Annotated in this window: 36 protein-coding genes; 3 read left to right on the top strand and 33 right to left on the bottom strand. The window is 64.0% G+C overall.

Going from position 1 to position 23,418, the window contains the following annotated elements; genetic code table 11:
- Window positions 1-17 precede the first annotated feature (17 nt).
- The 5 genes from crcB to ABLE71_RS24375 all read right to left on the bottom strand — a co-directional run bounded on the left by crcB (window position 18) and on the right by ABLE71_RS24375 (window position 3,690).
- A complete protein-coding gene (gene crcB, locus ABLE71_RS24395; RefSeq protein ID WP_348786183.1) occupies window positions 18-395 on the bottom strand; it encodes a fluoride efflux transporter CrcB in 378 nt (125 codons plus the stop codon).
- Window positions 396-427: 32 nt separating this feature from the next.
- A complete protein-coding gene (locus tag ABLE71_RS24390; RefSeq protein WP_348786079.1) occupies window positions 428-859 on the bottom strand; it encodes a hypothetical protein in 432 nt (143 codons plus the stop codon).
- A gap of 2 nt (window positions 860-861) precedes the next feature.
- On the bottom strand, window positions 862-1,770 hold the full coding sequence (locus tag ABLE71_RS24385) for an rRNA adenine N-6-methyltransferase family protein (RefSeq protein WP_348786078.1): 909 nt from the start codon (window positions 1,768-1,770) through the stop codon (window positions 862-864).
- A gap of 123 nt (window positions 1,771-1,893) precedes the next feature.
- On the bottom strand, window positions 1,894-2,847 hold the full coding sequence (locus ABLE71_RS24380; protein ID WP_348786077.1) for a homocysteine S-methyltransferase family protein: 954 nt from the start codon (window positions 2,845-2,847) through the stop codon (window positions 1,894-1,896).
- Between the two features lie 198 nt (window positions 2,848-3,045).
- The gene (locus tag ABLE71_RS24375; RefSeq protein ID WP_348786076.1) at window positions 3,046-3,690 is read right to left on the bottom strand and encodes a helix-turn-helix domain-containing protein; all 645 of its coding nucleotides are present in this window, start codon (window positions 3,688-3,690) and stop codon (window positions 3,046-3,048) included.
- A 139-nt stretch (window positions 3,691-3,829) separates the two neighbouring features.
- Between ABLE71_RS24375 and ABLE71_RS24370 the strand changes: the two genes are divergently transcribed.
- Both ABLE71_RS24370 and ABLE71_RS24365 read left to right on the top strand, forming a co-directional pair.
- Window positions 3,830-4,324, top strand: a complete 495-nt coding sequence (locus tag ABLE71_RS24370) for a hypothetical protein (protein WP_348786075.1) — start codon at window positions 3,830-3,832, stop codon at window positions 4,322-4,324.
- 17 nt (window positions 4,325-4,341) lie between these two features.
- Window positions 4,342-4,938: a hypothetical protein gene (locus ABLE71_RS24365; RefSeq protein ID WP_348786074.1), complete on the top strand. Its 597-nt coding sequence runs from the start codon at window positions 4,342-4,344 to the stop codon at window positions 4,936-4,938.
- Here the strand turns inward: ABLE71_RS24365 and ABLE71_RS24360 are convergent.
- Window positions 4,913-6,226, bottom strand: coding sequence for a replication-associated recombination protein A (locus tag ABLE71_RS24360; RefSeq protein WP_348786073.1), 1,314 nt, complete (start codon window positions 6,224-6,226; stop codon window positions 4,913-4,915). The genes ABLE71_RS24365 and ABLE71_RS24360 overlap by 26 nt on opposite strands.
- Window positions 6,226-7,710 (bottom strand): DegQ family serine endoprotease, encoded by a 1,485-nt coding sequence (locus ABLE71_RS24355; RefSeq protein WP_348786072.1) that lies wholly within the window; start codon window positions 7,708-7,710, stop codon window positions 6,226-6,228. Before ABLE71_RS24355 ends, ABLE71_RS24360 begins: the two co-directional genes overlap by 1 nt.
- A 219-nt stretch (window positions 7,711-7,929) precedes the next feature.
- Between ABLE71_RS24355 and ABLE71_RS24350 the strand changes: the two genes are divergently transcribed.
- Entirely contained in the window at window positions 7,930-9,090 is a 1,161-nt protein-coding gene (locus tag ABLE71_RS24350) for an acyltransferase (RefSeq protein ID WP_348786071.1), read from the top strand.
- Window positions 9,091-9,181: 91 nt separating this feature from the next.
- Here ABLE71_RS24350 and rplQ read toward each other — a convergent pair whose 3' ends face one another.
- From rplQ to rplC, 26 genes are all read right to left on the bottom strand, one after another.
- Entirely contained in the window at window positions 9,182-9,613 is a 432-nt protein-coding gene (gene rplQ / locus ABLE71_RS24345) for a 50S ribosomal protein L17 (RefSeq protein ID WP_348786070.1), read from the bottom strand.
- A gap of 104 nt (window positions 9,614-9,717) precedes the next feature.
- The gene (locus ABLE71_RS24340; RefSeq protein WP_348786069.1) at window positions 9,718-10,728 is read right to left on the bottom strand and encodes a DNA-directed RNA polymerase subunit alpha; all 1,011 of its coding nucleotides are present in this window, start codon (window positions 10,726-10,728) and stop codon (window positions 9,718-9,720) included.
- A 130-nt stretch (window positions 10,729-10,858) separates the two neighbouring features.
- Window positions 10,859-11,248, bottom strand: a complete 390-nt coding sequence (gene rpsK, locus ABLE71_RS24335) for a 30S ribosomal protein S11 (RefSeq protein WP_121581801.1) — start codon at window positions 11,246-11,248, stop codon at window positions 10,859-10,861.
- Between the two features lie 131 nt (window positions 11,249-11,379).
- Window positions 11,380-11,748 (bottom strand): 30S ribosomal protein S13, encoded by a 369-nt coding sequence (gene rpsM, locus ABLE71_RS24330; RefSeq protein WP_348786068.1) that lies wholly within the window; start codon window positions 11,746-11,748, stop codon window positions 11,380-11,382.
- A gap of 192 nt (window positions 11,749-11,940) precedes the next feature.
- Complete coding sequence (locus tag ABLE71_RS24325) at window positions 11,941-12,543, bottom strand: adenylate kinase (protein ID WP_348786067.1); 603 nt, start codon at window positions 12,541-12,543, stop codon at window positions 11,941-11,943.
- Complete coding sequence (secY, locus tag ABLE71_RS24320) at window positions 12,540-13,880, bottom strand: preprotein translocase subunit SecY (RefSeq protein WP_348786066.1); 1,341 nt, start codon at window positions 13,878-13,880, stop codon at window positions 12,540-12,542. Before secY ends, ABLE71_RS24325 begins: the two co-directional genes overlap by 4 nt.
- Window positions 13,881-14,010: 130 nt before the next feature.
- The gene (gene rplO / locus ABLE71_RS24315; protein ID WP_348786065.1) at window positions 14,011-14,487 is read right to left on the bottom strand and encodes a 50S ribosomal protein L15; all 477 of its coding nucleotides are present in this window, start codon (window positions 14,485-14,487) and stop codon (window positions 14,011-14,013) included.
- A gap of 23 nt (window positions 14,488-14,510) precedes the next feature.
- Window positions 14,511-14,708: a 50S ribosomal protein L30 gene (gene rpmD / locus ABLE71_RS24310; protein WP_348786064.1), complete on the bottom strand. Its 198-nt coding sequence runs from the start codon at window positions 14,706-14,708 to the stop codon at window positions 14,511-14,513.
- Between the two features lie 23 nt (window positions 14,709-14,731).
- A complete protein-coding gene (gene rpsE / locus ABLE71_RS24305; RefSeq protein ID WP_348786063.1) occupies window positions 14,732-15,301 on the bottom strand; it encodes a 30S ribosomal protein S5 in 570 nt (189 codons plus the stop codon).
- Window positions 15,302-15,428: 127 nt separating this feature from the next.
- On the bottom strand, window positions 15,429-15,788 hold the full coding sequence (gene rplR, locus ABLE71_RS24300; protein WP_348786062.1) for a 50S ribosomal protein L18: 360 nt from the start codon (window positions 15,786-15,788) through the stop codon (window positions 15,429-15,431).
- Window positions 15,789-15,931: 143 nt separating this feature from the next.
- A complete protein-coding gene (gene rplF, locus ABLE71_RS24295; protein WP_348786061.1) occupies window positions 15,932-16,465 on the bottom strand; it encodes a 50S ribosomal protein L6 in 534 nt (177 codons plus the stop codon).
- Window positions 16,466-16,497: 32 nt separating this feature from the next.
- The gene (rpsH, locus tag ABLE71_RS24290) at window positions 16,498-16,896 is read right to left on the bottom strand and encodes a 30S ribosomal protein S8 (RefSeq protein WP_348786060.1); all 399 of its coding nucleotides are present in this window, start codon (window positions 16,894-16,896) and stop codon (window positions 16,498-16,500) included.
- Window positions 16,897-16,907: 11 nt separating this feature from the next.
- Window positions 16,908-17,213, bottom strand: a complete 306-nt coding sequence (gene rpsN / locus ABLE71_RS24285) for a 30S ribosomal protein S14 (RefSeq protein WP_348786059.1) — start codon at window positions 17,211-17,213, stop codon at window positions 16,908-16,910.
- A gap of 26 nt (window positions 17,214-17,239) precedes the next feature.
- On the bottom strand, window positions 17,240-17,821 hold the full coding sequence (gene rplE / locus ABLE71_RS24280; RefSeq protein ID WP_348786058.1) for a 50S ribosomal protein L5: 582 nt from the start codon (window positions 17,819-17,821) through the stop codon (window positions 17,240-17,242).
- Complete coding sequence (gene rplX, locus ABLE71_RS24275) at window positions 17,814-18,125, bottom strand: 50S ribosomal protein L24 (RefSeq protein ID WP_348786057.1); 312 nt, start codon at window positions 18,123-18,125, stop codon at window positions 17,814-17,816. Before rplX ends, rplE begins: the two co-directional genes overlap by 8 nt.
- Before the next feature lie 10 nt (window positions 18,126-18,135).
- Window positions 18,136-18,504, bottom strand: coding sequence for a 50S ribosomal protein L14 (rplN, locus tag ABLE71_RS24270; protein ID WP_024924768.1), 369 nt, complete (start codon window positions 18,502-18,504; stop codon window positions 18,136-18,138).
- Window positions 18,505-18,570: 66 nt separating this feature from the next.
- Complete coding sequence (gene rpsQ / locus ABLE71_RS24265; protein ID WP_348786056.1) at window positions 18,571-18,810, bottom strand: 30S ribosomal protein S17; 240 nt, start codon at window positions 18,808-18,810, stop codon at window positions 18,571-18,573.
- Between the two features lie 10 nt (window positions 18,811-18,820).
- Window positions 18,821-19,021: a 50S ribosomal protein L29 gene (gene rpmC / locus ABLE71_RS24260; protein ID WP_348786055.1), complete on the bottom strand. Its 201-nt coding sequence runs from the start codon at window positions 19,019-19,021 to the stop codon at window positions 18,821-18,823.
- A gap of 12 nt (window positions 19,022-19,033) precedes the next feature.
- Window positions 19,034-19,447, bottom strand: a complete 414-nt coding sequence (gene rplP, locus ABLE71_RS24255; protein WP_348786054.1) for a 50S ribosomal protein L16 — start codon at window positions 19,445-19,447, stop codon at window positions 19,034-19,036.
- A 26-nt stretch (window positions 19,448-19,473) separates the two neighbouring features.
- Window positions 19,474-20,187, bottom strand: a complete 714-nt coding sequence (rpsC, locus tag ABLE71_RS24250; RefSeq protein WP_348786053.1) for a 30S ribosomal protein S3 — start codon at window positions 20,185-20,187, stop codon at window positions 19,474-19,476.
- On the bottom strand, window positions 20,187-20,576 hold the full coding sequence (rplV, locus tag ABLE71_RS24245; protein ID WP_348786052.1) for a 50S ribosomal protein L22: 390 nt from the start codon (window positions 20,574-20,576) through the stop codon (window positions 20,187-20,189). Before rplV ends, rpsC begins: the two co-directional genes overlap by 1 nt.
- A 2-nt stretch (window positions 20,577-20,578) precedes the next feature.
- Window positions 20,579-20,857, bottom strand: a complete 279-nt coding sequence (gene rpsS, locus ABLE71_RS24240) for a 30S ribosomal protein S19 (RefSeq protein ID WP_348786051.1) — start codon at window positions 20,855-20,857, stop codon at window positions 20,579-20,581.
- 16 nt (window positions 20,858-20,873) lie between these two features.
- Window positions 20,874-21,707 carry a 50S ribosomal protein L2 gene (rplB, locus tag ABLE71_RS24235; protein WP_348786050.1) on the bottom strand — a complete coding sequence of 278 codons (834 nt, stop codon included), beginning with the start codon at window positions 21,705-21,707 and terminating at the stop codon, window positions 20,874-20,876.
- A gap of 22 nt (window positions 21,708-21,729) precedes the next feature.
- Window positions 21,730-22,023 carry a 50S ribosomal protein L23 gene (locus ABLE71_RS24230; protein ID WP_348786049.1) on the bottom strand — a complete coding sequence of 98 codons (294 nt, stop codon included), beginning with the start codon at window positions 22,021-22,023 and terminating at the stop codon, window positions 21,730-21,732.
- Window positions 22,020-22,640 carry a 50S ribosomal protein L4 gene (rplD, locus tag ABLE71_RS24225; protein WP_348786048.1) on the bottom strand — a complete coding sequence of 207 codons (621 nt, stop codon included), beginning with the start codon at window positions 22,638-22,640 and terminating at the stop codon, window positions 22,020-22,022. The genes ABLE71_RS24230 and rplD overlap by 4 nt, the downstream gene beginning before the upstream one ends.
- Window positions 22,640-23,365 carry a 50S ribosomal protein L3 gene (gene rplC / locus ABLE71_RS24220; protein WP_348786047.1) on the bottom strand — a complete coding sequence of 242 codons (726 nt, stop codon included), beginning with the start codon at window positions 23,363-23,365 and terminating at the stop codon, window positions 22,640-22,642. Before rplC ends, rplD begins: the two co-directional genes overlap by 1 nt.
- Window positions 23,366-23,418 lie beyond the last annotated feature (53 nt).

The following is a 23,418-nucleotide window of genomic DNA, read 5'->3' as shown; positions in this document are numbered from 1 at the left end:
AGCATCAGCCGCCGATATCAGCCAACACTTCTTGCAAGCCACAGCCCGAGGAACAGCGCGACGATCGAGCCGACGACGCTTGCAATCGCATAGGCCAGCGCCGGAAGGGCTGCGCCGCGCTCCCAGAGCACGGCGAAATCGAGCGAGAAGGCCGAGAAGGTCGTGAAGCCGCCGAGAATGCCGGTGGCGACGAAGAGCCTGAGTTCGTTCGATGCGTTGAACCGTCTTGCAAGGAGCTCGATGAAAACTCCCATCGCTAATGAGCCGACGATGTTGACCGCCATCGTGCCCCAGGGGAAGCCAGGCCCGACCAGCCGGAGCGATGAGAGGTTGACGAGATGGCGAAGCGAGGCGCCGACAGCGCCGCCGACGGCGACGAGAAAGAGATGGAACATGACCCGTGTATTGCCCGCGCCCGCGGGGTCGGTCAACCGGGCTCAGTTCGACCTTGCTTCTTGCTTGGCCATTCTTCCGAATGCCTTCGCGCCTGCTCGACAGCCGCAAAGGCCAGAACAAGCCATAGGTTCTGCAAGGGCCAAGCTCGCGCAGGCTTTTTCTTTCGGACGGCATCAAAGTAGGCCGACGCCAGAAACTCCGGTAAGCTCTGCGCTTTGCGCGCCCTGTTGCATGGAAGGCAAGCCGGTATTTTGATGCCGCCGGTTGTGTGCGATTTCGGAAAAACATGGTCGCGCGTCGCATTTGCGGCGCCGGCTTTGTTGGCAGCGAAATCGATCGAGTCGCCGCAATACGCGCACCAATTTCGACGATCGTCCTGCCACAAGTCGCCCGTCTTCTTCGATATCAGCACTGCAGGATTGTTCACGGTCGCAGGAGCCGCCTCTTTTGCCTTGGCCATCATGATTATTTGGCAGGCAATTCTTTGGATTCTGCTAATTGGATAGCGCGAATTCTTTCCCTTACGGTTTCTTTGCCTTTAACCGCCTCCGACGAAAACCACACTTCCGGATAGATCGCTGTCGCCGTGTCGTCCGGCGCACGCTCCGATGTCAGCACGATCGAACGAGACGTCCGTGCCTCCCGCGGGCTTGGTGCCTTCAGGCTCAAGGCGCGGTCCGACGCGCCGCTGCACGGGATGAACCAGGAACCGCCGACGATGCGTATGGCAAAGCCCGCGCGCGCCCGCGTAGCCAGCACCGCGAGGCCTATCTCCTGCGCCGGCCGCCAGGGGAAGATCATGCGCCCGCCTGGCTTCAGCGCCTTCAGCCAGCTGACCGGCGGCGCGACCACGCCGGCATTGACGTAGATGATGTCGGCGCGCTTCAGCCGAGCCTCCACCGCATCGGCATGGATGAGCGTCACGTTCCCATAAGGCGCAAGGTTGCGCCTGGCCATCTCAGCCAGCCGCTCGTCGATCTCGTAGGCGAAGACCTTGCCTCCGGGTTCCACCAACCTCGCCAGGGCCGCCGTATAGTAGCCACCGCCGGCGCCGATGTGGATCACCGTTTCGCCCGGCCGCGGCGCGACCGCTCCGATCCAGGCCGCATGCAGGAACGGCTCGCCATTGTTGATGCCGCGTTCCACATCGAGCGCGATGAGCGCGTTGCGGTAGAGATGGACGGGATCGGCGCTTGGCGTCTCGATATATTGCTGGGCGACCAGCATGTGCCAGGGGCCGGTCGGCAGGAATGCCTCGCGCGGCAGCGTTTCGAAAACCTCGCCTATACGCGGATCGCCGGACCCGCTGGCGGCCGCCATCGAGCGCCCGTAGAAGGCACGCGCCTCGGCCAGCCGGTCAGTCGGATCATGCATATGGTCAAACCTCGCCGGCAGCACGCGGCGCTACACGCCGTCGCTCTCGCCGGGAGTGTATCATCCCATAAAAAAAGGCGGCCGGGAACTTGCCCGGCCGCCGCATTTCACGTTGAGCGCGCCTTACGCCGCCTTGGCCTCGATGCAGCTCATTGCGATCTGCTCGATGTGGCGGTGATCGGTGCCGCAGCAGCCGCCGAGCACGTTCATCCGCTTCAGGCGCGAACGGATCGCGGCGAACTGACGGCCGAACTCAATCGGGTCGCCATCATCCAATTCCGTTGCATTGTCGAGTTCGGCATGGCTGAGCCGCGACGCGTTGGCCCGCATGCCGCCGATGCGCTCCACCCAAGGTTCGCCTGACAGCAGCCGGGTTTCGTAGTGGGTCGGATGGGCGCAGTTGACCATGTAGTAGGCTGGACCGTTGCCGGTCACCCGGTCGACCATGTCGATCGCCTTGCCGAGACTGTCGCCGGTCGGCAGATTGCCGTCGGTCTCGACGGTGAAGGATATGACCACCGGCAGCTCAGCCTGCTGCGCGGCCCTGACGATGCCGAGCGCTTCGTTGACATTGGTCATCGTGATCGCCGAGATCATGTCGACATTCTCGTCGGCGAAGATGCGAACCTGCTGCGAGTGATAGGCCTGCGCCTCCTCTAGGCTCATGACCTTGCCAGGGTCGTAGCCGTCGCCGCGCGGTCCTACGCAGCCGCTGATCACCATCTTCGAACGGGGCGTCTCGTATTCGGCCTTGATGTCGCGCAAGAGCCGGATCGCCCTGCGATTGGCCTCTTCCAGGTCGGGCGCCGAATAGCCGAGCTTGTCGGCCCAGTCCTTGCTCGCGCGCCAAGTGGCGCTTTCCAGGATGAAGCCGGCGCCGGTCCTCTTCGCGACCGATGCATGGCGGGCGAAATAGCGGCGCAGAGCGCGCGTACCCTTCTCGTCCTTGAACAGGTCGAAGGCTGCGAAATATGGCAAGTCGAAGCCATCATGGAAGATCAAGGTCGTCTCGATGCCGCCGTCGGTCAGGAACAGGCCGCCGTTCATCTGCGGCAAGGTGCTTTTTGAGATGTTCATAGTTGCGAACGTCCTTCGTGTTGAACCGTGCCTGCTTCGCAAAGACCTCGCGCGAAGCGGCAGAGGGTCGATCGCGCCGCCGGCTTCTCGGCCACGCTCCGGGTCTAAGTATTTGTCGTGCTGTAACCGGGGAATGTCTTGGGACGCCGGCTTTCCAGCTTTCCTGCAACGGCGCTGAAACAGTTCCTGCGAGCTAGTCTAGTTTCGCGTCGTGCGGTTCCCATCAGCCGCGCTGTCGTTCGCGGGCTCGCCGAATGACGCGACAAACGCGTCGCGCCATGCCGGCGGCAGTCCGTCGACCAGCAGCGTCTTGAACAGCCGGTCCGCCTCGACAGGCGCGATATCGCGGCGGCCGCGCACCCACCAGTGCAATATCGTGTAGAAGGTCGCCACGATGTGCCGGATCGCGAGTTCCCTCGGCACGCCCTCGACCGTCTGGGCCGGCAAGGAGTCCCGCAGCACGTCCGCCAGCACCTCGCTGAGCGCTTCGCCCAGCACGGCGTCGCCGCGGCCGCCGGCAAGCGCAAGCTGTATGTCGGTGTATTCGTGGACATGCTCGAAGAGCGCGCGGCTGGCGTCCCAGGCTTCGGTCTGCGCGCCCTCTTGCGTGGCCAAACGATGCTGGTCCCTGGTGGCGACCAGCAGCGTCTTCAGCCGCTCGAGGCTGTTCTTCAGAAGGTCGTCCTTGGAGGTGAAGTGGGCATAGAACGTCGAGCGCCCCACATTCGCCTCGCGCAGAATGTCCTCCACGCTGATCGCATCATAGTCCCGGTCCCGGATGAGCCTGACCAAAGCGTCGTAGAGAGCGGTGCGGGTGCGGGCCACCCTTCGGTCGATTGCCATGTCGCGCTCGCATTTTTCCGCACGTCTGCCGGCCGTCGTCCGTTTCCGGAATTTCAGGCCGAATAGTCCGGAAACTTACCGAACATCATGTTCGGTATCGTGTTAGGCCGCCGCTACGAAGTCAATTGGAGCGTGGCCCATGAGCCTGACTGCCGCGAGGGACACAAGTCCGGTCCCCTATCTCCGAGCCGGCGCCGCCGCGCTCTCCGTCCTGCTGCTCACATCGGTGCACCATGTCTATGGCGCCGTCATCTACGACACGCCCTGGCGCTCGCACATCGCCCACATCTCGGCGCCCGTCGGGGCGGCCATCGCGCTCGCCTACTACATTGGCTGGTCGCGACGCGGCTCCCGGCTCGGCCTTGCCGCGACCTGGACGGGATCGCTGATCGCACTCGCCTTCCCGGTCGCGGCACTCGGCATCTACGAAGGCGGCTACAACCACGTCGTCAAAAACATCGCCTATTTCGGCCTTGGCCAGGAGGCCGCACGGACGCTGTTTTCCGGCGCTGCCTATGAAATGCCGAACGATTTCATCTTCGAGGCAACCGGCGTCGCGCAATTCCCTCTTGCCGTCCTGACGGCGGTGCTCGTCGTGCGGCTGTTGCGGTTGCCCAACCGCCGAACGTCTTGAGTTGGAGGACCGCGAACATGGCCACCCCTGCGCGCGACCCGCATCGTCTTGCCCCCGGCGACCGGGCTCCGGTCGAGAGGTTTCGCACGGTCAGCGGCGCGGTCATCGACGTGGCCGGATCGGCCTTGCCGACGCACATCCAGTTCCGCCGCTTCGCCGGCTGTCCGGTTTGCTCCCTGCATCTGGCAGGCTTCGCCCGGCGCAGAGCCGAGATCGCCGCCGCGGTACATGAAGTCGTGTTCTTCCATTCGTCGGCCGAGGAACTGTTTCCCCACGTCGCCGACCTGCCGTTCGACATTGTCGCCGATCCCGGCAAGGCGATTTATCGCGCCTTCGGCGTGGAATGCGGCAGCCGGGCGCTGCTCGACCGGCGCGCCTGGCCAACCATCGCGCGCTCGGTGGCGCAGTCGCTTCCGGACGTCGTGTCAGGCCGCAGGCCCGCTCCCTCGCTCAACCCGGCCGGCGGCCGCTACCGACTGCCTGCGGATTTCCTGGTCCTGCCGGACGGCCGTATCGAGGCGTGCAAGTATGGCGAGCACGCCGACGATCAATGGTCTGTCGACGACGTCCTTGCACTGGTTGCGTGGATCACCCCCCGCTCCGCTCGCGCCTGATCTTCGCCCAGTAGTCGAGGCGTTTTCTGATTTCCCGCTCGAAGCCGCGCTCGGGCGGGTCGTAGAAGGTGTGGCGGCCCATCTTTTCGGGGAAATAGTCCTGCCCCGAAAATGCGTCCGGCTGGTCGTGGTCGTAGAGATAGCCCTTGGCGTAGTCCTCTTCCTTCATCAGCTTGGTCGGCGCGTTGAGGATGTGCTTCGGCGGCAGCAGCGAGCCGTATTCCTTGGCCGCGCGCTTCGCCGCGCCGAAGGCGGTGTATACCGCGTTCGACTTCGGCGCGGTCGCCATGTAGACGCAGGCCTCCGCCAGCGCCAGTTCGCCTTCCGGCGAGCCGAGATAGTCGTAGGCGTCCTTGGCCGCATTGGCGATCACCAGCGCCTGCGGATCGGCAAGCCCGATGTCCTCGGTCGCCATGCGCACCAGCCGCCGGCCGAGATAGAGAGGATTCTCGCCGGCGTCGAGCATGCGCGCGAGGTAGTAGAGCGCCGCGTCCGGGTCCGACCCGCGCACCGCTTTATGCAGCGCCGAGATCAAATTGTAGTGGCCGTCCTGGCCCTTGTCGTAGACCGGCGCACGCCGCTGCACGATGTGCTGCAGCGCCTCGGCGTCGAACACCTCGCCGGGTTTTGCCGCGCGCCATACCTCTTCGGCCAGCGTCAGCGCGGCGCGCCCGTCGCCGTCGGCCATGCGCAGCAGCACCGCCCTCGCCTCTTCGTCGAGCGGCAGCGGAACGCCTTCGGCCTCCTCGGCTCGGGCGAGCAGTTTTTCCAGGCTCTCTTCGCCCAGCGTGTGGAAGGTCATCACCCGCGCGCGCGACAGAAGCGCTGCGTTGAGCTCGAAGGACGGGTTTTCCGTCGTTGCGCCGACGAGGATGACGGTTCCATCCTCCATCACCGGCAGGAAGCTGTCCTGCTGGGCACGGTTGAAGCGGTGTATCTCGTCGACGAAGAGCAGCGTCTGGCGTCCGTTCTGGCGGCGCAATCTCGCGGCCTCGAACACCTTCTTCAGGTCGGCGACGCCGGAGAAGATCGCAGAGATCTGCTCGAAGGCGAGCTTTGTCTCGCCGGCGAGCAGCCGCGCCACCGTCGTCTTTCCGGTGCCCGGCGGCCCCCAGAAGATCATGGAGCCGAGCGAGCCGGAGCGGATAAGCCGCGTCAGCGCGCCGTCCTCGCCGGTCAAGTGCTCCTGGCCGACGACTTCGGCGAGCGTCTTGGGGCGCAGCCGGTCTGCGAGCGGCGCCGCGGTCGGCGCCTTGTTGGGTTCGCCTGCGCCGAAGAGGTCCGCCATCAGTACCTGAGCGTCTGCCGCAGCAGCTTGCCGTCGCGCTCGACGGTGAAGCGCCACCAGCGCGACTCCGTCTCCGCGACCTGCTTCAGCTTCTCGGCGGTGTCGATCTCCTCGCCATTCACCTCGCGCACGATGTCGCGCGGCTGGAAGCCGAAGCGCGCGGCCGGCGAACTGCCGTCGATGTCGACAACCGCGACGCCCTTGATGTCGGCGTCGAGGCCGAGGCGCTGCGCCAGCCACGGCGACAGTTCCGCGAACTTCGCGCCCGCGAAGGGGCTGCGGCCGCGGATCGTGACCTCGGCCACACTCGCCCCCTCGGGCGCACGGATGAGGTCGACGCCGACCGACTTCTCATCTCCCTGCGAAAGCACCATGAGCTCGGCGGTCGTCCCGATAGACTGCGTCGCCAGCCGGTAGCTGAGCGCGTCGACATGCTCGATATCAGCGCCGTTCAACGTCAGCACCACGTCGCCGGGCTTGAGCCCGGCCTTGGCCGCCGGGCCATCCTTGGCCACCGACGACACCAGCGCGCCTGTCGGCCGCGCCATGCCCAGCGACTCCGCGATCTGCGCCGTCACCTCTTCGAAGTCGGCGCCGAGATAGGGCCGCTCGAAAAAGTCGCTGCCGCCGGCTGCCGCCTGCGTCACCGCGCGCACCATGTTCGAGGGAATAGCGAAGCCGATGCCGATCGAGCCGCCGCTGCGGCTGAAGATCGCCGTATTGATGCCGACGAGCTGGCCGGCCATGTTGATCAGCGCGCCGCCCGAATTGCCAGGGTTGATCGCCGCGTCCGTCTGGATGAAGAAGCCGAAGTCGGAGACGCCGACATGGCTGCGCGCGAGCGCCGAGACTATGCCGCTGGTCGTCGTCTGGCCGACGCCGAACGGATTGCCGACCGCAAGCACCAAATCGCCGACTTCCAGCGCGTCGGAATCGCCGATCGCCACGACAGGAAACGGCTCGGGCGCGTCGATCTTCAAGACGGCGAGATCGAGCGACTCGTCCTTGAGAAGCACCTTGCTGGCGAATTCGCGCCCGTCGGACATCGCGACTTTCACCTCGTCCGCGCCGCGGATGACATGGAAGTTGGTCACCACGAGGCCACTCGCGTCGACGATCACGCCCGAGCCCAGCGAATTCTGCGCCCGAGGCCGCATCTGCCTGCCGAAAAACTGCTCGAAGAAGGGATCGCCCTCGAAGGGGGACCGGACTTCCCGCGGTTTCTTGGATGCGTAGACGTTGACGACCGCTGGCGCGCTGGCCTTGACCAGCGGCGCGAAAGAGAGCTGGATTTCTTCCCGGCCGAAAGGGATGCGCCGGTCTGGGCCGGCCGTCGGGCCGGCGCCTTCCGAACCGCGAAGCAGGTCGGACAGAACGTCGCTCAGCCCTTCGCCTTCCTGCGCTGCCGCCATCGTGGCTGGCAGTACGCAGGCTGCGGCGAGCCAGGCGCCGAGCAAGACAATTCCAATTCGTATCGCGCGCATGCGAATCCCTCGATTTTCGGATGAACGGATGCCACTTTCCCGAGGATTGTGCAAAATAAATGGCTCCGAAGTGGGGCGGCGCGTCCGCTGATTGCGCCCCGCGACACGCCGCTCGATGCGCCGTCTTCGCCGTTAACCTTTTATTAGGAAATTACTTCTCGTTGTGCAGTGCGGTGTTAAACACATCCTGAAAGGCCCCCGACCTGACAGAGACCCGCCATGAACCACATCACCTCGGTTCAGGACGGCCACGCGATTGAACTTTCCGCGGCGCCCGAGAAGGTGCGGGCGAAAGCGCGCGAGCACGTCGCCTACATCGAGTATTTCCGCGCCGTCGCGATCATCCTGATCGTCTGTGGCCACACCTACGCGCTGTCGTGGACGCATTTTGCCGATGAGGACCCGCAGACGCGCCTGACGTGGCTCAACGTCATCCCGGCGCTGATCACCGGCGGCACCGCCTATTTCGTCTTCATCTCGGGCTTTCTCTACCGACAGGTCTTTTATGGCCGCACGCCCTATGGCGAGTTCATGCGCAAGAAGGCGCTGTATGTAGGCCTGCCCTATCTCGTGCTGGCGACGCCGCTGGCCTTCGCCGAAATCTGGCTCGGGCCGTTCTACGTGACGGCCGTAAAGGAAGGCGTGGCCTATCCACACAGCACATTTGTCGATTTCATCGTCCTGTTTTCGACGGGCCGCATGGTCACTGCCTACTGGTACATTCCCTTCATCTTTCTCGTGTTCCTGGCGTCACCGCTGTTCGACCGTTTTATCGAATTGTCCCGGGGTTGGCGCGCTGCCGCCTTCGCCGCATCGATCGGGCTGGCGTTCTGGATCGTGCGCCCGGCGGAGAACCTCAATCCGGCGCAATGCTTCTTCTACTTCGCTAACTTCTACATGTTCGGCATCCTGTTCTGCGAATACCGCAAGCCGATCATGGAGCTCGTCAGCCGGCCGCTCGTTCTGACCGCGCTCGGCGCGGTCATCCTGGCCATCGCATCGGTACAGGCGATGATCATGCAATTTCCGGGCAACCTCGAACGCCTGCCGGCCGACGGCTTGGGTTTCGTCGGCTTCGACGCGATGCTGGTTCAGAAATATATCGGCGTCCTCTTCTTCTGCGGCCTGCTCACCCACGTCGCCGGCTGGATGAAGCGGCCACTGAGCTTTGTCGCCGAACACAGCTTCGGCCTGTTCTTCGTCCATGGGGTCGTGATCGCCATACTCATGCGGCTGCCCGCGCCGCTGTCGCCTCATATCGGCGAGCCGATGATCGACCTTGCGATCTACAGCGGCTTCGTCATCGCCATAAGCCTGGCGATCGTGGTGATCGCGAAATACGTGACCGGCAAATACAGCCGCTACATCATCGGCTGCTGAGACAGGCGTTCTCATCGGCCGGCCGGCATTTCAACCGGCCAACAAAAAAGGGCCCGAAGGCCCTTTCAAAACTCAACCACATACCGTGAGATCAGGCCGCCTCGGCCTCGCCCCCGGCGTCTTCCGCTTCGGCGCGGGCGCGGTCGCCGGCGCCCTTGGCCGTGGTGTCGCGGTCGACGAACTCGATCACCGCCATCGCTGCGTTGTCGCCAGGACGGAAACCGGCCTTCATGATGCGCAAATAGCCGCCGCTGCGGTCGGCGTAGCGCGGTGCGAGCGTGTCGAAAAGGCGCTTAACGACATTCTCGTTGCCGATCTGGGCGATCACCTGGCGGCGTGCATGCAGGTCGCCGCGCTTGCCGAGAGTCACCAGCTTCTCGACGATCGGACGCAGGTCCTTCGCCTTGGGCAGGGTGGTGACGATCTGCTCGTGCTCGATGAGAGACACGGCGAGGTTGGCGAACATCGACTTGCGGTGGCTGACACTGCGGGCGAAGCGGCGGCCTTTAAAACCGTGGCGCATGGCTCTTTTCCTTCTTCAGTTGTTCAAGAGGCCACGGCCTCTGATGGCTTTCCGCATGACCGTCGGGCCGGGCGGCTCGCGCCGCCGGCCCTTGGAATTCATGCTCAATACTGGTCTTCGTAACGCTTGGCGAGGTCTTCGATGTTTTCCGGCGGCCAATCCGGCACTTCCATGCCGAGGTGCAGGCCCATGGCCGCCAGCACTTCCTTGATCTCGTTCAGCGACTTGCGGCCGAAGTTCGGGGTGCGCAGCATCTCCGCCTCGGTCTTCTGGATCAGGTCGCCAATATAGACGATGTTGTCGTTCTTCAGGCAGTTGGCCGAGCGGACCGAAAGCTCCAGCTCGTCGACCTTCTTCAAGAGCGCCGGGTTGAAGGCGAGTTCGGTGACCGCCTCGGTCGCGACTTCCTTCTGCGGCTCGTCGAAGTTGACGAACAGGCCGAGCTGGTCCTGCAGGATGCGCGCGGCAAACGCCACGGCGTCCTCGCCGGTGACCGAGCCGTTGGTCTCGAGCGTCATGGTCAGCTTGTCGTAGTCGAGAACCTGGCCTTCGCGGGTATTCTCGACCTTGTAGGAGACCTTCTTGACCGGCGAGTAGAGGCTGTCGACCGGGATCAGCCCGATCGGCGCGTCTTCGGCGCGGTTGCGGTCGGCCGGCACATAACCCTTGCCGGTGTCGACGGTGAACTCCATGCGGATCTCCGCGCCCTCGTCGAGCGTGCAGATGACATGGTCGGGGTTCAGGATTTCGACATCGCCCACGGTCTGGATGTCGCCGGCGACGACGGCGCCCGGACCCTGCTTGCGCACGACCATGCGCTTGGGACCATCGCCTTCCATCTTGATGGCGATTTCCTTGATGTTGAGCACGATGTCGGTCACGTCCTCGCGCACGCCGGCGATCGAGGAGAACTCATGCAGCACGCCGTCGATCTGGACGGCGGTGACGGCAGCGCCGCGCAGCGACGAGAGCAGCACGCGCCGCAGCGCGTTGCCGAGCGTCAGGCCGAAGCCACGCTCGAGCGGCTCGGCCACCAGCGTGGTCACCGTCTTGCCCTTCGAGGAGAATTCGATCTTGTTCGGCTTGATCAGTTCTTGCCAGTTTTTCTGGATCATTTGGTCTTCCTTCCGTTGTGCCGCCACCATCCAATCGTGGCGGTCTCCATGGAAAGCCGTGGAGGAGCTGCTCTTTCAGCATGGAACCATGCTGGACGAACGCTCGCGCGGCGGTTCTATGCGTATATGGTTAGACGCGCCGCTTCTTGCGCGGGCGGCAGCCATTGTGCGGGATCGGCGTCACGTCGCGGATCGAGGTGATGGTGAAGCCGCCGGCCTGCAGCGCGCGCAGCGCCGATTCACGACCCGAACCCGGACCGCAGACCTCGACCTCGAGCATGCGCATGCCGTGTTCCTGCGCCTTCTTGGCGACGTCCTCGGCAGCCATCTGGGCGGCGAACGGGGTCGACTTGCGCGAACCCTTGAAGCCCTGGGCACCGGCCGACGACCAGGCGATCGTGTTGCCCTGCGCGTCGGTGATGGTGATCATCGTGTTGTTGAAGGTGGAGTTCACGTGGGCGGTGCCCGACGAGATGTTCTTGCGTTCGCGACGGCGGACGCGTCCGGCTTCCTTGGCCATGTAGTACCTTTCTATCGATCTCAACGCCGCCGTAATGCCAGCGGCTACACCAGGGAGTCAGTAGGGAATAGTCAGTAGTGAGTAGTGGGAAATCGACTATTTCCTACTCACTGCTCCCTACTCACTCCAGATTACTTCTTCTTGCCCGCGATCGCCTTCGCCGGACCCTTGCGGGTGCGGGCGTTGGTGTGCGTGCGCTGGCCGCGGACAGGCAGGTTGCGGCGATGACGCAGGCCGCGATAGGCGCCGAGGTCCATCAGGCGCTTGATGTTCATCGAGGTCTCGCGGCGCAGGTCACCCTCCACCTGGTAGTCGCGGTCGATCGCTTCGCGGATCTGGAGCACCTCGGCGTCGGTCAGCTGGTTGACGCGGCGGTCTGCCGGAATGCCGACCTTGTCGACGATCTCCTGGGCGAATCTCTTGCCGATGCCGTGAATGTACTGGAGCGCGATGACGACGCGCTTGTTGGTCGGTATGTTGACGCCTGCTATGCGGGCCATCGTCTTCTCCATGTGGGCCGGCTGCAGAATTTCATCTGGCCGGCAGGTTATGGTTGACCCGCGTCCGGTGGAGGCCGGCCCTTGCGGGGTATCTTCCAATTCAACAAGGCCGCCTTGTCCCAAGGGACCCGGCAGCCTCACGCCTATTCGGAGATGCGCCGCTATAGCCCAGCGACGCTTCCTAGTCAACCGTTACTTCTTCGCCTTCTTGCCGGCCTTCTTCAGCAGCGCCTCGATCGCTTTCGTCACGTCGTCGATACCAGCCATGCCGTCGACGGTCTTGAGCAGACCCTTGGCGTAGTAGTAGCCGGTCAGCGGCGCGGTGTTCTTGTAGTATTCGCGCAGGCGAACCGGAACCTTCGCCGGATCGTCGTCGGCCCTGACCGGCTTGCCGGCAGCCTTGGTCTCTTCCGCCCGCTTGGCGATGCGCGCTACGAGTTCGGCTTCATCGACGGTCAGTTCGATGACCACATCGAGCTTCAGCTTGCGTTTCTTTAGCATCCTGCCCACGGCGTCGGCCTGCGCCAGCGTGCGCGGATAGCCGTCGAGGACAAAGCCCCTGGCGCAGTCCTTCTGGTCGATGCGCTCGGCGACGATGGCGTTGACGATCTCGTCGGAAACGAGCTCGCCGGCGTCCATGACCGCCTTCGCCTTCAGGCCGATCGGCGTTTTCGCCGCGACAGCCGCGCGCAGCATGTCGCCGGTTGAGAGCTGAGGTATGCCGTGTTTTTCGACCAGTCTTAGTGCTTGCGTCCCCTTGCCCGCCCCCGGCGGACCAAGCAGTATCAGCCTCATTTTCCCCTCTTGCCCCCGCGCAGCTTCGACTTCTTGATCAGCCCCTCATACTGGTGCGCGATCAGGTGACCCTGGATCTGCGCAACCGTGTCGAGCGTTACACTGACCACGATCAGAAGCGAAGTGCCACCAAGGTAGAAAGGCACGCCAGTCGCCGAAATCAGGAATTCCGGCAGCAGGCAGACGAGCACGAGATAGATCGCGCCGATCACCGTGATGCGGGTGAGCACATAGTCGATGTAGTCGGCCGTGCGCTCGCCGGGGCGATAGCCGGGGATGAAGCCGGAATGCTTCTTCAGCTGGTCGGCGGTGTCCTTCGGATTGAACACGATCGCCGTGTAGAAGAAGGCGAAGAAGGCGATCATCGCGGCATAGAGCGCCATGTAGAGCGGCTGGCCGTGGCCAAGCGCTGCGAGGATGGCGGACGCCCAGCCGGGCATTGTCGTCGTTGCCGAGAAACCGGCGACGGTCGCTGGCAAGAGCAGCAGCGAAGAGGCGAAGATCGGAGGGATGACGCCCGCCGTGTTGAGCTTGAGCGGCAGGTGCGACGTATCGCCCTGGAACATGCGGTTGCCGACCTGGCGCTTCGGATACTGGATGAGCAGGCGGCGCTGCGCGCGCTCGAAGAACACGATGAGCGCGATGACGACGACGGCAAGCACGATGATCGCAAGGATCAGGCCGGTCGAGAGCGCGCCGGTGCGGCCGAGTTCGAGCGTGCCGCTGATGGCGCCAGGCAGACCGGCGACGATGCCGGCGAAGATGATCAGCGAGATGCCGTTGCCGATGCCGCGCGCCGTGATCTGCTCGCCGAGCCACATCAGGAACATGGTTCCGCCGACCAGCGTGATCACCGCGGAGATGCGGAAGAAGATGCCGGGGTCGGCGACGATGCCGGAGCCGCCCTCGAGGCCGACCGAGATGCCGTAGGCCTGCACGATCGCCAGGAGAACGGTGCCGTAGCGGGTGTACTGGTTGATGACCTTGCGGCCCTGCTCGCCTTCCTTCTTCAGCGCTTCCAGCGACGGGATGACCGACGTCATCAGCTGCATGATGATGGAGGCGGAGATGTAGGGCATGATGCCCAGCGCGAAGATCGCCATGCGCTCCACGGCGCCGCCGGCGAACATGTTGAACATGCCGAGCACGCCGGATGACTGCTGCGAGAATGCCTGCGCGAAAGCGTCCGGGTTGATGCCGGGAAGCGGGATGTAAGTGCCGAGGCGGTAGACGAGAAGCGCGCCGAGGGTGAACCAGATACGCTTCTTGAGATCCTCGGCCTTGGCGAAGGCTGCGAAATTCAGGTTCGATGCAAGTTGTTCAGCAGCCGATGCCATGCACTATTCTCCGCTTGGTCACGCTGACCCGGTGCGGGCATCGCGTGTCGCCGAAGTTCCGAGATAGGCTCCGGTCGACGAAGTTGCAAGCGGCGGCAATCCCCTTGCCGCCGCCCGTCTGAAGGGCCCGTTACTCGGTCGCTTCCGCCTTCGCAGGCAGCTTGACCGAACCCCCGGCCTTCTCGACTTTCTCGATCGCGGCCTTGGACGCTCCGGCGATGTCGAAGGCGAGCTTCGCCTTCAGCTCGCCGTCGGCCAGAAGCCGCACGCCGTCCTTGGCGCGGCGGATCACGCCGGCCTTGATGAGGGCTTCCGCGTCGACCGTCGCCTTGGCGTCGAGCTTTTTGGCGTCGATGGCCGTCTGGATGCGGGCGAGCGACACGACGTTGAAGCTCTTGGCGAAGATGTTGTTGAAGCCGCGCTTCGGCAGGCGGCGATAGAGCGGCATCTGGCCGCCCTCGAAGCCGTTGATGGCGACGCCGGAGCGCGCCTTCTGGCCCTTCACGCCGCGACCGGCCGTCTTGCCGGAGCCCGAGCCGATGCCGCGCCCGAGGCGCTTCTTCGAATGGGTGGCGCCTTCGTTGTCCCTGAGTTCGTTGAGTTTCATTGTCTTTCTCCTCGCGCCCTGCCCTATTTCTCGTCGACGACGCGGACGAGGTGGGCAACGGCGGCGATCATGCCGCGGACCGAAGGCGTATCCTCCAGCGTGCGCTGCTTGTGCATCTTGTTCAACCCGAGGCCGACCAGCGTTGCGCGCTGTTCCTTGGGACGGCGGATCGGGCTGCCGATCTGCTCGACGGTCACGGTCTTGGTAGCTTTCTTGGCCATGGTGATGATCCCTGAGGCGACGACTACTCTTCGGCCGCGACCGCGTTGCCGCGGCGAGCCTGGAGCGTCGAGTACTTGATGCCGCGCTGGGCCGCCACATCCTTCGGATGCATCTGGCTCTTCAACGCATCGAAGGTCGCGCGGACCATGTTGTAGGGGTTGGACGACCCCATCGACTTGGCGACCACGTCATGCATGCCGAGCGTCTCGAACACGGCGCGCATCGGGCCGCCGGCGATGATGCCGGTGCCAGGCTTGGCGGCGCGCAGCAGAACCTTGCCCGCCCCGTGCCGTCCCTCGACGTCGTGATGCAGAGTGCGGCCCGAACGCAGCGGCACGAAGATCAGGTCGCGCTTGGCCGACTCGGTCGCCTTGCGGATCGCCTCGGGCACTTCGCGCGCCTTGCCGTGGCCGAAGCCGACGCGGCCCTTCTGGTCGCCGACGACGACGAGCGCCGCGAAACCGAAGCGCCGGCCGCCCTTGACGACCTTGGCGACGCGGTTGATGTGGACGAGCTTGTCGACGAATTCGCTGTCGCGCTCTTCACGGTCTCGGCCGCCGCGATGGCCGCCGTCCCTACGTTCCTGTGCCATATCCTGTTCCTTGTTCTTTTCCGGAAGCACGGGTTGCTATTTGCCGATCCTTTTGGATCTGGCGGCGAAATCATTCTCTCCTTGGCATCGTCCCGTCCGAAAAGTCTGCAACTTTTCGGGACTATGCCTAGAAGCTCAGGCCGGCCTCGCGGGCTGCCTCGGCGAGCGCCTTGACGCGGCCGTGATAGATATACGGGCCACGGTCGAAGACGACTTCCTTGACGCCTGCCTTGGACGCGCGCTCGGCGACGAGCTTGCCGACGGCAATGGCGGCGGCCACATCGGCGCCGGTCTTCAGCGAGCCCTTCAAGTCCTTCTCGAGGCTCGAAGCCGAAGCGACGGTGTGACCCTTCGCGTCGTCGATGACCTGCGCGTGGATGTTCTTCGACGACCGGTGCACCGACAGGCGCAGGCGGCCGTTGGAGACGGCCTTTACCTGGCGGCGGATGCGCTGGGCGCGGCGTTGGGTGGATTCTTTCGAAGCCATGATCTTACTTTCCTTGCCTTCATAAGCCGGGGGCCGTCCTGTGCGGTAGGGATTGCCTCCCGCGACTGAGCCCCCGTGGCGTTGGTCTTTAAGGCATGACCCTGTCCGAAAAGTCTGCGACTTCTCGGGGATCATGCCGCGTTCTACTTCTTCTTGCCTTCCTTGCGCACGATGCGCTCGCCGGCATACTTCACGCCCTTGCCCTTGTAAGGCTCGGGTCCGCGATACTTACGGATCTCGGCGGCCACCTGGCCGACCTGCTGCTTGTCGATGCCCGTGATCGTGATCTCGGTCGGCTTCGGCACGGTGATCGTGATGCCCTTCGGGGTCTCGTACACCACGTCGTGGCTGAAGCCGAGCGCGAGCTGCAGGTTCTTGCCCTGAAGCGCCGCGCGATAACCGACGCCGCTGATTTCGAGCTTCTTCTCGAAGCCGTCCTTCACGCCGGTCAGGATGTTCACGATCTGCGTGCGCGACATGCCCCACTTGGAACGCGCCGTCTTCGACTGGTCGCGCGGCTCGACGGCGATCTGGCCGTCATCCATCTTGACCAGCACCTCGTCGTTGACGACGAAATGCAGCTCGCCCTTCGGTCCCTTCGCCGTCACGGTCTGGCCGTTGACGGTGGCGGTGACGCCTTGCGGCAGCGATACGGGTTTCTTGCCAATACGAGACATTGTCGTCTCCTCGATTCTTTTTGTTCAGCCGATCAGAAGATCTGGCAGAGGATTTCGCCGCCGACGTTCTGCTCGCGCGCCTCGTGATCGGCCATCACGCCCTTCGGCGTGGAGAGGATGGCGATGCCGAGGCCGTTAGCCACGTGCGGTATGGACTTGGCCGACACGTAGACGCGGCGGCCAGGCTTCGAGACGCGGGCGATTTCGCGGACAACCGGGGCGCCGTCGAAATACTTCAGCTCGATCTCGATCTCGGACTTGCCGTTGTCGAAGTCGGTCTGGCTGTAGTCGCGGATATAGCCCTCGGCCTTCAGCACGTCGAGCACGCGGGCGCGCAGCCGGGAAGCCGGCGTCGACACAGTCGACTTCTTGCGGCCGTAGGCGTTGCGGATGCGGGTGAGCATATCGCCCAGAGGATCACTCAAAGACATGTCAGTCCTCCTTACCAGCTGGACTTGACGAGACCGGGGATGACCCCGGAATTGCCGAGTTGACGGAGCGCGATGCGCGACATGCCGAGCTTGCGATAGACGGCGCGCGGGCGACCGGTGATTTCACAGCGGTTGCGGATGCGGATCTTGGCCGAATTGCGCGGCATCGCGGAAAGCTTGAGCTGCGCGCGGAAACGCTCCTCGAGCGGCTTCGACTGATCCATGATGATCGCCTTCAGCGCCGCACGCTTGGCGGCGCTTTGCGCCACGAGCTTCCGGCGCCGGTTGTTCTTCTCGACTGAGCTGGTCTTTGCCATTCAGATTGTTCCTTTGCTCGCTGCCGTTACTGCCGGAAGGGGAAGTTGAAAGCCTTGAGCAGCGCCCTGGCTTCGTCGTCCGTCTTGGCGGTCGTACAAACGATGATGTCCATGCCCCAGATCTGATCGACCTTGTCGTAGTTGATCTCCGGGAACACGATGTGCTCCTTGATGCCCATGGCGTAGTTGCCGCGGCCGTCAAAGCTCTTCGGGTTCAGGCCGCGGAAGTCGCGAACGCGCGGCAGCGCGATCGTGACCAGGCGGTCCAGGAACTCGTACATGCGCTCCTTGCGGAGCGTTACCTTGGCGCCGATCGGCATCTGCTCGCGCACCTTGAAGCCGGCGATCGACTTGCGGGCGCGGGTCACGACGGCCTTCTGGCCGGCGATCAGCGCGAGATCCTCGGCGGCGACCGAGGGCTTCTTGGAGTCGCCCGTGGCCTCACCGACGCCCATGTTGAGAACGATCTTGTCGAGGCGCGGAACCTCCATCTCGTTGTCATACTTGAACTGCTCGAGAAGCGCCTTGCGGATCGTCTCTTCGTAGACCTTCTTCAGGCGCGGCTGGTTCTTGGCCGTCGCCTGGGCCTGTGCTGCTGCCTTAGCCATTGATGACTTCTCCCGAGCGCTTGGCGAAACGCACCTTCTTGTCGCCGTCGACGCGGAAACCGACGCGGGTCGGCTTGCCGTCCTTGGGGTCGGCGACCGCGAGGTTCGACAGGTGGATCGGCGCTTCCTTGACGATGATCCCGCCCTCCTGGGACTGGGTCTGCTTCTGGTGACGGCGCACCTGGTTGACGCCGCGAACGAGGGCCTTGTCCTCCTTCGGCATGACGGACAGCACCTCACCGGTGCGGCCCTTGTCCTTGCCGGCCAGGACGACGACCTTGTCGCCTTTTCTGATCTTCTGCATTTCCGGCTCCTTACAGCACTTCAGGCGCGAGCGAGATGATCTTCATGTGGTTCTTGGCGCGGAGCTCGCGCGGAACCGGCCCGAAGATGCGCGTGCCGACTGGCTCTTTCTTGTTGTCGACGAGAACGGCCGCGTTCTTGTCGAAACGGATCACGCTGCCGTCCGGGCGGCGGATGTCCTTGGCCGTGCGTACCACGACCGCCTTCATCACATCGCCCTTCTTCACGCGGCCGCGCGGAATGGCTTCCTTGATCGAAACGACGATGATGTCGCCGACCGAAGCATATTTCCGCTTCGAACCGCCCAGCACCTTGATGCACATGACACGACGGGCGCCGGAGTTGTCCGCGACGTCGAGGTTTGTTTGCATCTGAATCATGACTGGCCGCCTTCTTCATTCACCGGGGACCGGCTCTCGCCCTCCCCGTCTCATCCAAAATTGTTCTTAGGCCTGCGCTTCGGTGATCACGATCCAGCGTTTGTCCTTGGAAATCGGCTTCGATTCCTGGATGAACACCTGATCGCCCACCTTGCAGGCGTTGTTCTCGTCATGCGCCTTGTACTTCTTGGTCGAACGCACGGTCTTCTTCATCACCGGATGGGTGAAGCGACGCTCGACCTTGACGACAACCGTCTTCTCGTTCTTGTCGCTGACGACGGTGCCCTGCAGAATGCGCTTTGGCATGTTCTTGTCCTTATGCCTTCTTGGCCGAAGCTTTTTCGGCGGCGATGGTCTTGATGCGCGCGATGTCCCTGCGGACGATCTTGACGCGCGCTGTCTTCTCGAGCTGGCCGGTGGCCTTCTGGAAGCGCAGGTTGAACTGCTCCTTCTTGAGGCTCGCCAGCTCGTCGTTGAGCTGGTCGGCGGTCTTGGTCCTGACGTCGGAGGCTTTCATTGCCGTCCCTTCCTATTCTGCGATGCGCTGCACGAAGCGCGTCTTGACCGAGAGCTTGGCCGCGCCGAGGCGCAGCGCCTCGCGGGCGGTTTCCTCGGAAACGCCGTCGATCTCGAACATGATGCGGCCCGGCTTCACGCGCGCCGCCCAGTAGTCGACGGCGCCCTTGCCCTTGCCCATGCGGACTTCGGTCGGCTTCGAGGTCACCGGCAGGTCCGGGAACACTCGGATCCAGACGCGGCCGGCGCGCTTCATTTCACGCGTGATCGCGCGGCGGGCCGCCTCGATCTCGCGCGCGGTCACCCGGTTCGGCTCCATCGCCTTCAGCCCGAAGCCGCCGAAATCCAGGTTGGTGCCGCCCTTGGCGAGACCATGGATGCGGCCCTTGAACTGCTTGCGGAACTTCGTGCGCTTTGGCTGCAGCATCTTCCTTACTCCAAATTCCTATGCGCTCAGGCGTTCTCGCGGCGGCGTCCGCCGCTGCGTTCGCCGGAATGGTCGCCTTCCGTCGCGCGACGCTCCGAAGCCATCGGGTCGTGCTCGAGGATCTCGCCCTTGAACACCCACACCTTGACGCCGCAGATGCCGTAGGCGGTCTGAGCCTCGGCGGTCCCGTAGTCGACGTCGGCGCGAAGCGTATGCAGCGGCACGCGGCCCTCGCGGTACCACTCCATGCGGGCGATCTCGGCGCCGCCCAGACGGCCGGCGCAGTTGATGCGGATGCCCTCGGCGCCCAGACGCATCGCCGACTGCACGGCGCGCTTCATGGCGCGGCGGAACGCGATGCGGCGCTCGAGCTGCTGGGCGATCGACTGGGCGATCAGCGTGGCGTCGATCTCGGGCTTGCGCACCTCGACGATGTTCAGATGCGTCTCGGACTTCGTCATCTCCATCAGCTTCTTGCGAAGCTTCTCGATGTCGGCGCCCTTCTTGCCGATGATCAGGCCCGGACGCGCCGCGTGGATCGTCACGCGGCACTTCTTGTGCGGACGCTCGATCACGACCTTCGAGATCGCGGCCTGCTTGAGTTCCTTCTCGAGATAGGCGCGGATCTTGATGTCTTCATGCAGCAGCTTGGCGTACTCGCCGGTGTTGGCGTACCAGCGCGAGTCCCAGGTGCGGTTGATGCCGAGGCGCAGCCCGATCGGATTGATTTTCTGGCCCATTATGCGGCCTCCCCTTTTTCCTCGACTTCACGAACGACGATCGTGAGGTGAGAGAATGGCTTCTCGATGCGGCTCGCGCGGCCCCGGCCACGAGCATGGAAACGCTTCATGACGATGGACTTGCCGACATAGGCCTCGGCGACGACGAGCGCGTCGACATCGAGGTCGTGGTTGTTTTCCGCGTTGGCGATCGCCGATTCCAGCGTCTTCTTCACCGTTCCGGAAATCCGCTTCTGCGAAAATTCCAGGTCGGAGAGCGCTGTCGCGACCTTCTTGCCGCGGATCAGCGCGGCAACGAGGTTCAGCTTCTGCGGGCTGATACGGATCGTGCGCAGGACGGCGCGCGCTTCGTTGTCAGCAAGCCTGCGCGGAGCTTTGGCCTTGCCCATATCTATTTCCTCTTCGCCTTCTTATCCGCGCCGTGACCGTAATAGGTCCGGGTCGGAGCGAACTCACCGAACTTGTGGCCGACCATGTCCTCGTTGACCGAGACAGGGATATGCTTCTGGCCGTTGTAGACGCCGAAGGTGAGGCCGACGAACTGCGGCAGGATGGTGGAGCGACGGCTCCACATCTTGATCACTTCGCTGCGGCCGCCCTCGCGCACCTTGTCGGCTTTCTTGAGCAGATAGCCGTCGACGAACGGGCCTTTCCAGACTGAACGTGTCACTTCTGACTACCTCTTCTTAGCTCTTGCGCTGGTGGCGCGAGCGAACAATGAACTTGTCGGTCGACTTGTTCGACCGCGTCTTCTTGCCCTTGGTCGGCTTGCCCCACGGCGTGACCGGATGGCGGCCGCCCGAGGTGCGGCCTTCGCCGCCGCCATGCGGGTGGTCGACCGGGTTCATGGTGACGCCGCGGTTGTGCGGGCGCTTGCCCAGCCAGACCTTGCGGCCGGCCTTGCCCAGGTTGATGTTGCCGTGGTCGGGGTTCGACACGGCGCCCACCGTGGCCAGGCACTGGCCGCTGACGATGCGCTGCTCGCCGGAATTCAGCCGCAGGATCGCCATGCCCTGGTCGCGGCCGACGAGCTGTGCGTAGGAACCCGCCGAACGTGCGACCTGGCCGCCCTTCCCAGGCTTCAGTTCGACATTGTGGATGATCGTGCCGACCGGCATCGCCGAAAGCGGCATCGCGTTGCCGGGCTTCACGTCGACAGCGCTGCCCGCGACGATCTTGTCGCCGGGGGCCAGGCGCTGCGGCGCGATGATGTAGTTCAGCTCGCCGTCCTCGTACTTGACCAGCGCGATGAAGGCGGTGCGGTTCGGATCGTACTCGATGCGCTCCACCGTCGCCGTCATGTCGAACTTGCGGCGCTTGAAGTCGATGATGCGATACGAACGCTTGTGACCGCCGCCGATGAAGCGGGCCGTGATGCGCCCGTAATTGTTGCGGCCGCCCGACTTGGTCAGGCCTTCCGTCAGGCCCTTGACCGGCTTGCCCTTATACAGGGCCGAACGGTCGACCAGCACCAGCTGGCGCGTGCTCGGCGTTACGGGATTGTATGATTTCAGTGCCATTGTACTTCCCTCGCGCCCTGTCTCAGAGGCCCGTCGCGACGTCGATCGACTGGCCATCGGCCAGCGTGACAATCGCTTTCTTCACGTCGCTCTGGCGGCCGACCGTGCCACGGAACCGCTTCACCTTGCCCTTGCGGACGAGCGTGTTGACGGCGGTGACCTTGACGCTGAACAGCGCCTCGATGGCTGCCTTGATCTCGGGCTTCGTCGCCTTCCTGGCGACGTTGAACACGACCTGGTTCTGTTCGGAGGCCATGGTCGACTTTTCCGTGATGGCCGGGCTGACGATCACGTCGTAATGGCGAAGGTCAGTCATTTGAAGCGCTCCTCGAGAGCCTCGACGGCGGCCTTCGAGAGGACCAGCGTGCCGCGGCGCAGAATGTCGTAGACGTTGATGCCCTGGATCGGCAGCACATCGATGTTCGGGATGTTGGTGGCTGCCCGCTTGAAGTTCTGGTCGAGCTCGGCGCCGCCGATGACAAGCGCGTTCGAGAGGCCGAGCTTCTCGAAGTTCGCAACCAGCACCTTCGTCTTGGCGTCCTTCATCGTCAGTTCGTCGACGATGATGATGCTCTCCGACTTCGCCTTGGCCGAAAGCGCATGCTTTAGGCCAAGCGCGCGGACCTTCTTGGGCAGGTCGTGCTCGTGGCTGCGCACGACCGGGCCGTGAGCCTTGCCGCCGCCGCGGAACTGCGGAGCGCGCGCCGAATGGTGGCGGGCGCGGCCCGTACCCTTCTGCTTGTACATCTTGGCGCCGGTGCGCGCGATTTCGGCGCGGCCCTTGGTCTTGTGCGTGCCCTGCTGCTTCTTGGCGAGCTGCCAGCGCACGACGCGGGCGAGGATGTCCTCGCGCGGGTCGAGCCCGAAGATTTCCTCGGAGAGCTTCAGCTTGCCGGCGTCCTTGCCGGCGAGGGTAGTGATCTTGAGATCCATTATTCCGCTCCCTCAGTAGCCGCGGTCTCGGGCTGCGTTTCAGCCTTGGCCACCGCGCGGATCGCGGCCGGCTTCGGCGCGTCCTTCGGCAGCGCGACCTTGGCGGCGTCGCGGACCAGTATCCATGCACCCTTCGAGCCCGGAACCGCGCCGCGGATCAGGATCAGGCCGCGATCGGTATCGGTCGAAACCACCTCGACGTTCTGCGTGGTCACGCGGGTCGAACCCAAGTGGCCGGCCATATGCTTGCCCTTGAACACCTTGCCCGGGTCCTGGCGCTGGCCGGTCGAGCCGTGCGTACGGTGCGAGACCGAGTTGCCGTGTGTCGCGCGTCCGCCGCCCATGTGGTGGCGCTTGATGACGCCCTGGAAACCCTTGCCGATCGTGGTGCCCGTCACGTCGACCTTCTGGCCGGCGACGAAGTGATCGACCGTGATCTCGGAGCCGACGTCGAGCATGTTGTCGGTCGACACGCGGAACTCCACGACCTTCGCCTTGGGCTCGACGGAAGCGGTCGCGAAATGGCCGCGCATAGCCTTCGACGTGTTCTTCACCTTGGCGAGGCCGACGCCGAGCTGGACGGCGGTGTAGCCGTTCTTCTCTTCCGTGCGCTGCGCCACGACCTGGCAGTTCTCCATGCGGAGAACAGTGACCGGCACATGCTCGCCAGCGTCGTTGTAGACGCGGGTCATGCCGACCTTCTGTGCAATTACACCTGAACGCATTTTTTCGTTCTTCCTTCAGAGGAGCCTTCGGGCGGACCCTTCAGGCTCATGGC

The organism is Mesorhizobium sp. KR9-304 (assembly GCF_040049215.1).
Lineage (GTDB): Bacteria > Pseudomonadota > Alphaproteobacteria > Rhizobiales > Rhizobiaceae > Mesorhizobium_K.
This window is presented reverse-complemented; position numbering and strand designations above follow the sequence as displayed.

Excerpts from the sequence above, each read along its gene's own strand:
- crcB (WP_348786183.1), bottom strand. The coding sequence starts at position 395 with ATGTTCCATCTCTTTCTCGTCGCCGTCGGCGGCGCTGTCGGCGCCTCG.
- ABLE71_RS24390 (WP_348786079.1), bottom strand. The coding sequence starts at position 859 with ATGATGGCCAAGGCAAAAGAGGCGGCTCCTGCGACCGTGAACAATCCT.
- ABLE71_RS24385 (WP_348786078.1), bottom strand. The coding sequence starts at position 1,770 with ATGCATGATCCGACTGACCGGCTGGCCGAGGCGCGTGCCTTCTACGGG.
- ABLE71_RS24380 (WP_348786077.1), bottom strand. The coding sequence starts at position 2,847 with ATGAACATCTCAAAAAGCACCTTGCCGCAGATGAACGGCGGCCTGTTC.
- ABLE71_RS24375 (WP_348786076.1), bottom strand. The coding sequence starts at position 3,690 with ATGGCAATCGACCGAAGGGTGGCCCGCACCCGCACCGCTCTCTACGAC.
- ABLE71_RS24370 (WP_348786075.1), top strand. The coding sequence starts at position 3,830 with ATGAGCCTGACTGCCGCGAGGGACACAAGTCCGGTCCCCTATCTCCGA.
- ABLE71_RS24365 (WP_348786074.1), top strand. The coding sequence starts at position 4,342 with ATGGCCACCCCTGCGCGCGACCCGCATCGTCTTGCCCCCGGCGACCGG.
- ABLE71_RS24360 (WP_348786073.1), bottom strand. The coding sequence starts at position 6,226 with ATGGCGGACCTCTTCGGCGCAGGCGAACCCAACAAGGCGCCGACCGCG.
- ABLE71_RS24355 (WP_348786072.1), bottom strand. The coding sequence starts at position 7,710 with ATGCGCGCGATACGAATTGGAATTGTCTTGCTCGGCGCCTGGCTCGCC.
- ABLE71_RS24350 (WP_348786071.1), top strand. The coding sequence starts at position 7,930 with ATGAACCACATCACCTCGGTTCAGGACGGCCACGCGATTGAACTTTCC.
- rplQ (WP_348786070.1), bottom strand. The coding sequence starts at position 9,613 with ATGCGCCACGGTTTTAAAGGCCGCCGCTTCGCCCGCAGTGTCAGCCAC.
- ABLE71_RS24340 (WP_348786069.1), bottom strand. The coding sequence starts at position 10,728 with ATGATCCAGAAAAACTGGCAAGAACTGATCAAGCCGAACAAGATCGAA.
- rpsK (WP_121581801.1), bottom strand. The coding sequence starts at position 11,248 with ATGGCCAAGGAAGCCGGACGCGTCCGCCGTCGCGAACGCAAGAACATC.
- rpsM (WP_348786068.1), bottom strand. The coding sequence starts at position 11,748 with ATGGCCCGCATAGCAGGCGTCAACATACCGACCAACAAGCGCGTCGTC.
- ABLE71_RS24325 (WP_348786067.1), bottom strand. The coding sequence starts at position 12,543 with ATGAGGCTGATACTGCTTGGTCCGCCGGGGGCGGGCAAGGGGACGCAA.
- secY (WP_348786066.1), bottom strand. The coding sequence starts at position 13,880 with ATGGCATCGGCTGCTGAACAACTTGCATCGAACCTGAATTTCGCAGCC.
- rplO (WP_348786065.1), bottom strand. The coding sequence starts at position 14,487 with ATGAAACTCAACGAACTCAGGGACAACGAAGGCGCCACCCATTCGAAG.
- rpmD (WP_348786064.1), bottom strand. The coding sequence starts at position 14,708 with ATGGCCAAGAAAGCTACCAAGACCGTGACCGTCGAGCAGATCGGCAGC.
- rpsE (WP_348786063.1), bottom strand. The coding sequence starts at position 15,301 with ATGGCACAGGAACGTAGGGACGGCGGCCATCGCGGCGGCCGAGACCGT.
- rplR (WP_348786062.1), bottom strand. The coding sequence starts at position 15,788 with ATGGCTTCGAAAGAATCCACCCAACGCCGCGCCCAGCGCATCCGCCGC.
- rplF (WP_348786061.1), bottom strand. The coding sequence starts at position 16,465 with ATGTCTCGTATTGGCAAGAAACCCGTATCGCTGCCGCAAGGCGTCACC.
- rpsH (WP_348786060.1), bottom strand. The coding sequence starts at position 16,896 with ATGTCTTTGAGTGATCCTCTGGGCGATATGCTCACCCGCATCCGCAAC.
- rpsN (WP_348786059.1), bottom strand. The coding sequence starts at position 17,213 with ATGGCAAAGACCAGCTCAGTCGAGAAGAACAACCGGCGCCGGAAGCTC.
- rplE (WP_348786058.1), bottom strand. The coding sequence starts at position 17,821 with ATGGCTAAGGCAGCAGCACAGGCCCAGGCGACGGCCAAGAACCAGCCG.
- rplX (WP_348786057.1), bottom strand. The coding sequence starts at position 18,125 with ATGCAGAAGATCAGAAAAGGCGACAAGGTCGTCGTCCTGGCCGGCAAG.
- rplN (WP_024924768.1), bottom strand. The coding sequence starts at position 18,504 with ATGATTCAGATGCAAACAAACCTCGACGTCGCGGACAACTCCGGCGCC.
- rpsQ (WP_348786056.1), bottom strand. The coding sequence starts at position 18,810 with ATGCCAAAGCGCATTCTGCAGGGCACCGTCGTCAGCGACAAGAACGAG.
- rpmC (WP_348786055.1), bottom strand. The coding sequence starts at position 19,021 with ATGAAAGCCTCCGACGTCAGGACCAAGACCGCCGACCAGCTCAACGAC.
- rplP (WP_348786054.1), bottom strand. The coding sequence starts at position 19,447 with ATGCTGCAGCCAAAGCGCACGAAGTTCCGCAAGCAGTTCAAGGGCCGC.
- rpsC (WP_348786053.1), bottom strand. The coding sequence starts at position 20,187 with ATGGGCCAGAAAATCAATCCGATCGGGCTGCGCCTCGGCATCAACCGC.
- rplV (WP_348786052.1), bottom strand. The coding sequence starts at position 20,576 with ATGGGCAAGGCCAAAGCTCCGCGCAGGCTTGCTGACAACGAAGCGCGC.
- rplB (WP_348786050.1), bottom strand. The coding sequence starts at position 21,707 with ATGGCACTGAAATCATACAATCCCGTAACGCCGAGCACGCGCCAGCTG.
- ABLE71_RS24230 (WP_348786049.1), bottom strand. The coding sequence starts at position 22,023 with ATGACTGACCTTCGCCATTACGACGTGATCGTCAGCCCGGCCATCACG.
- rplD (WP_348786048.1), bottom strand. The coding sequence starts at position 22,640 with ATGGATCTCAAGATCACTACCCTCGCCGGCAAGGACGCCGGCAAGCTG.
- rplC (WP_348786047.1), bottom strand. The coding sequence starts at position 23,365 with ATGCGTTCAGGTGTAATTGCACAGAAGGTCGGCATGACCCGCGTCTAC.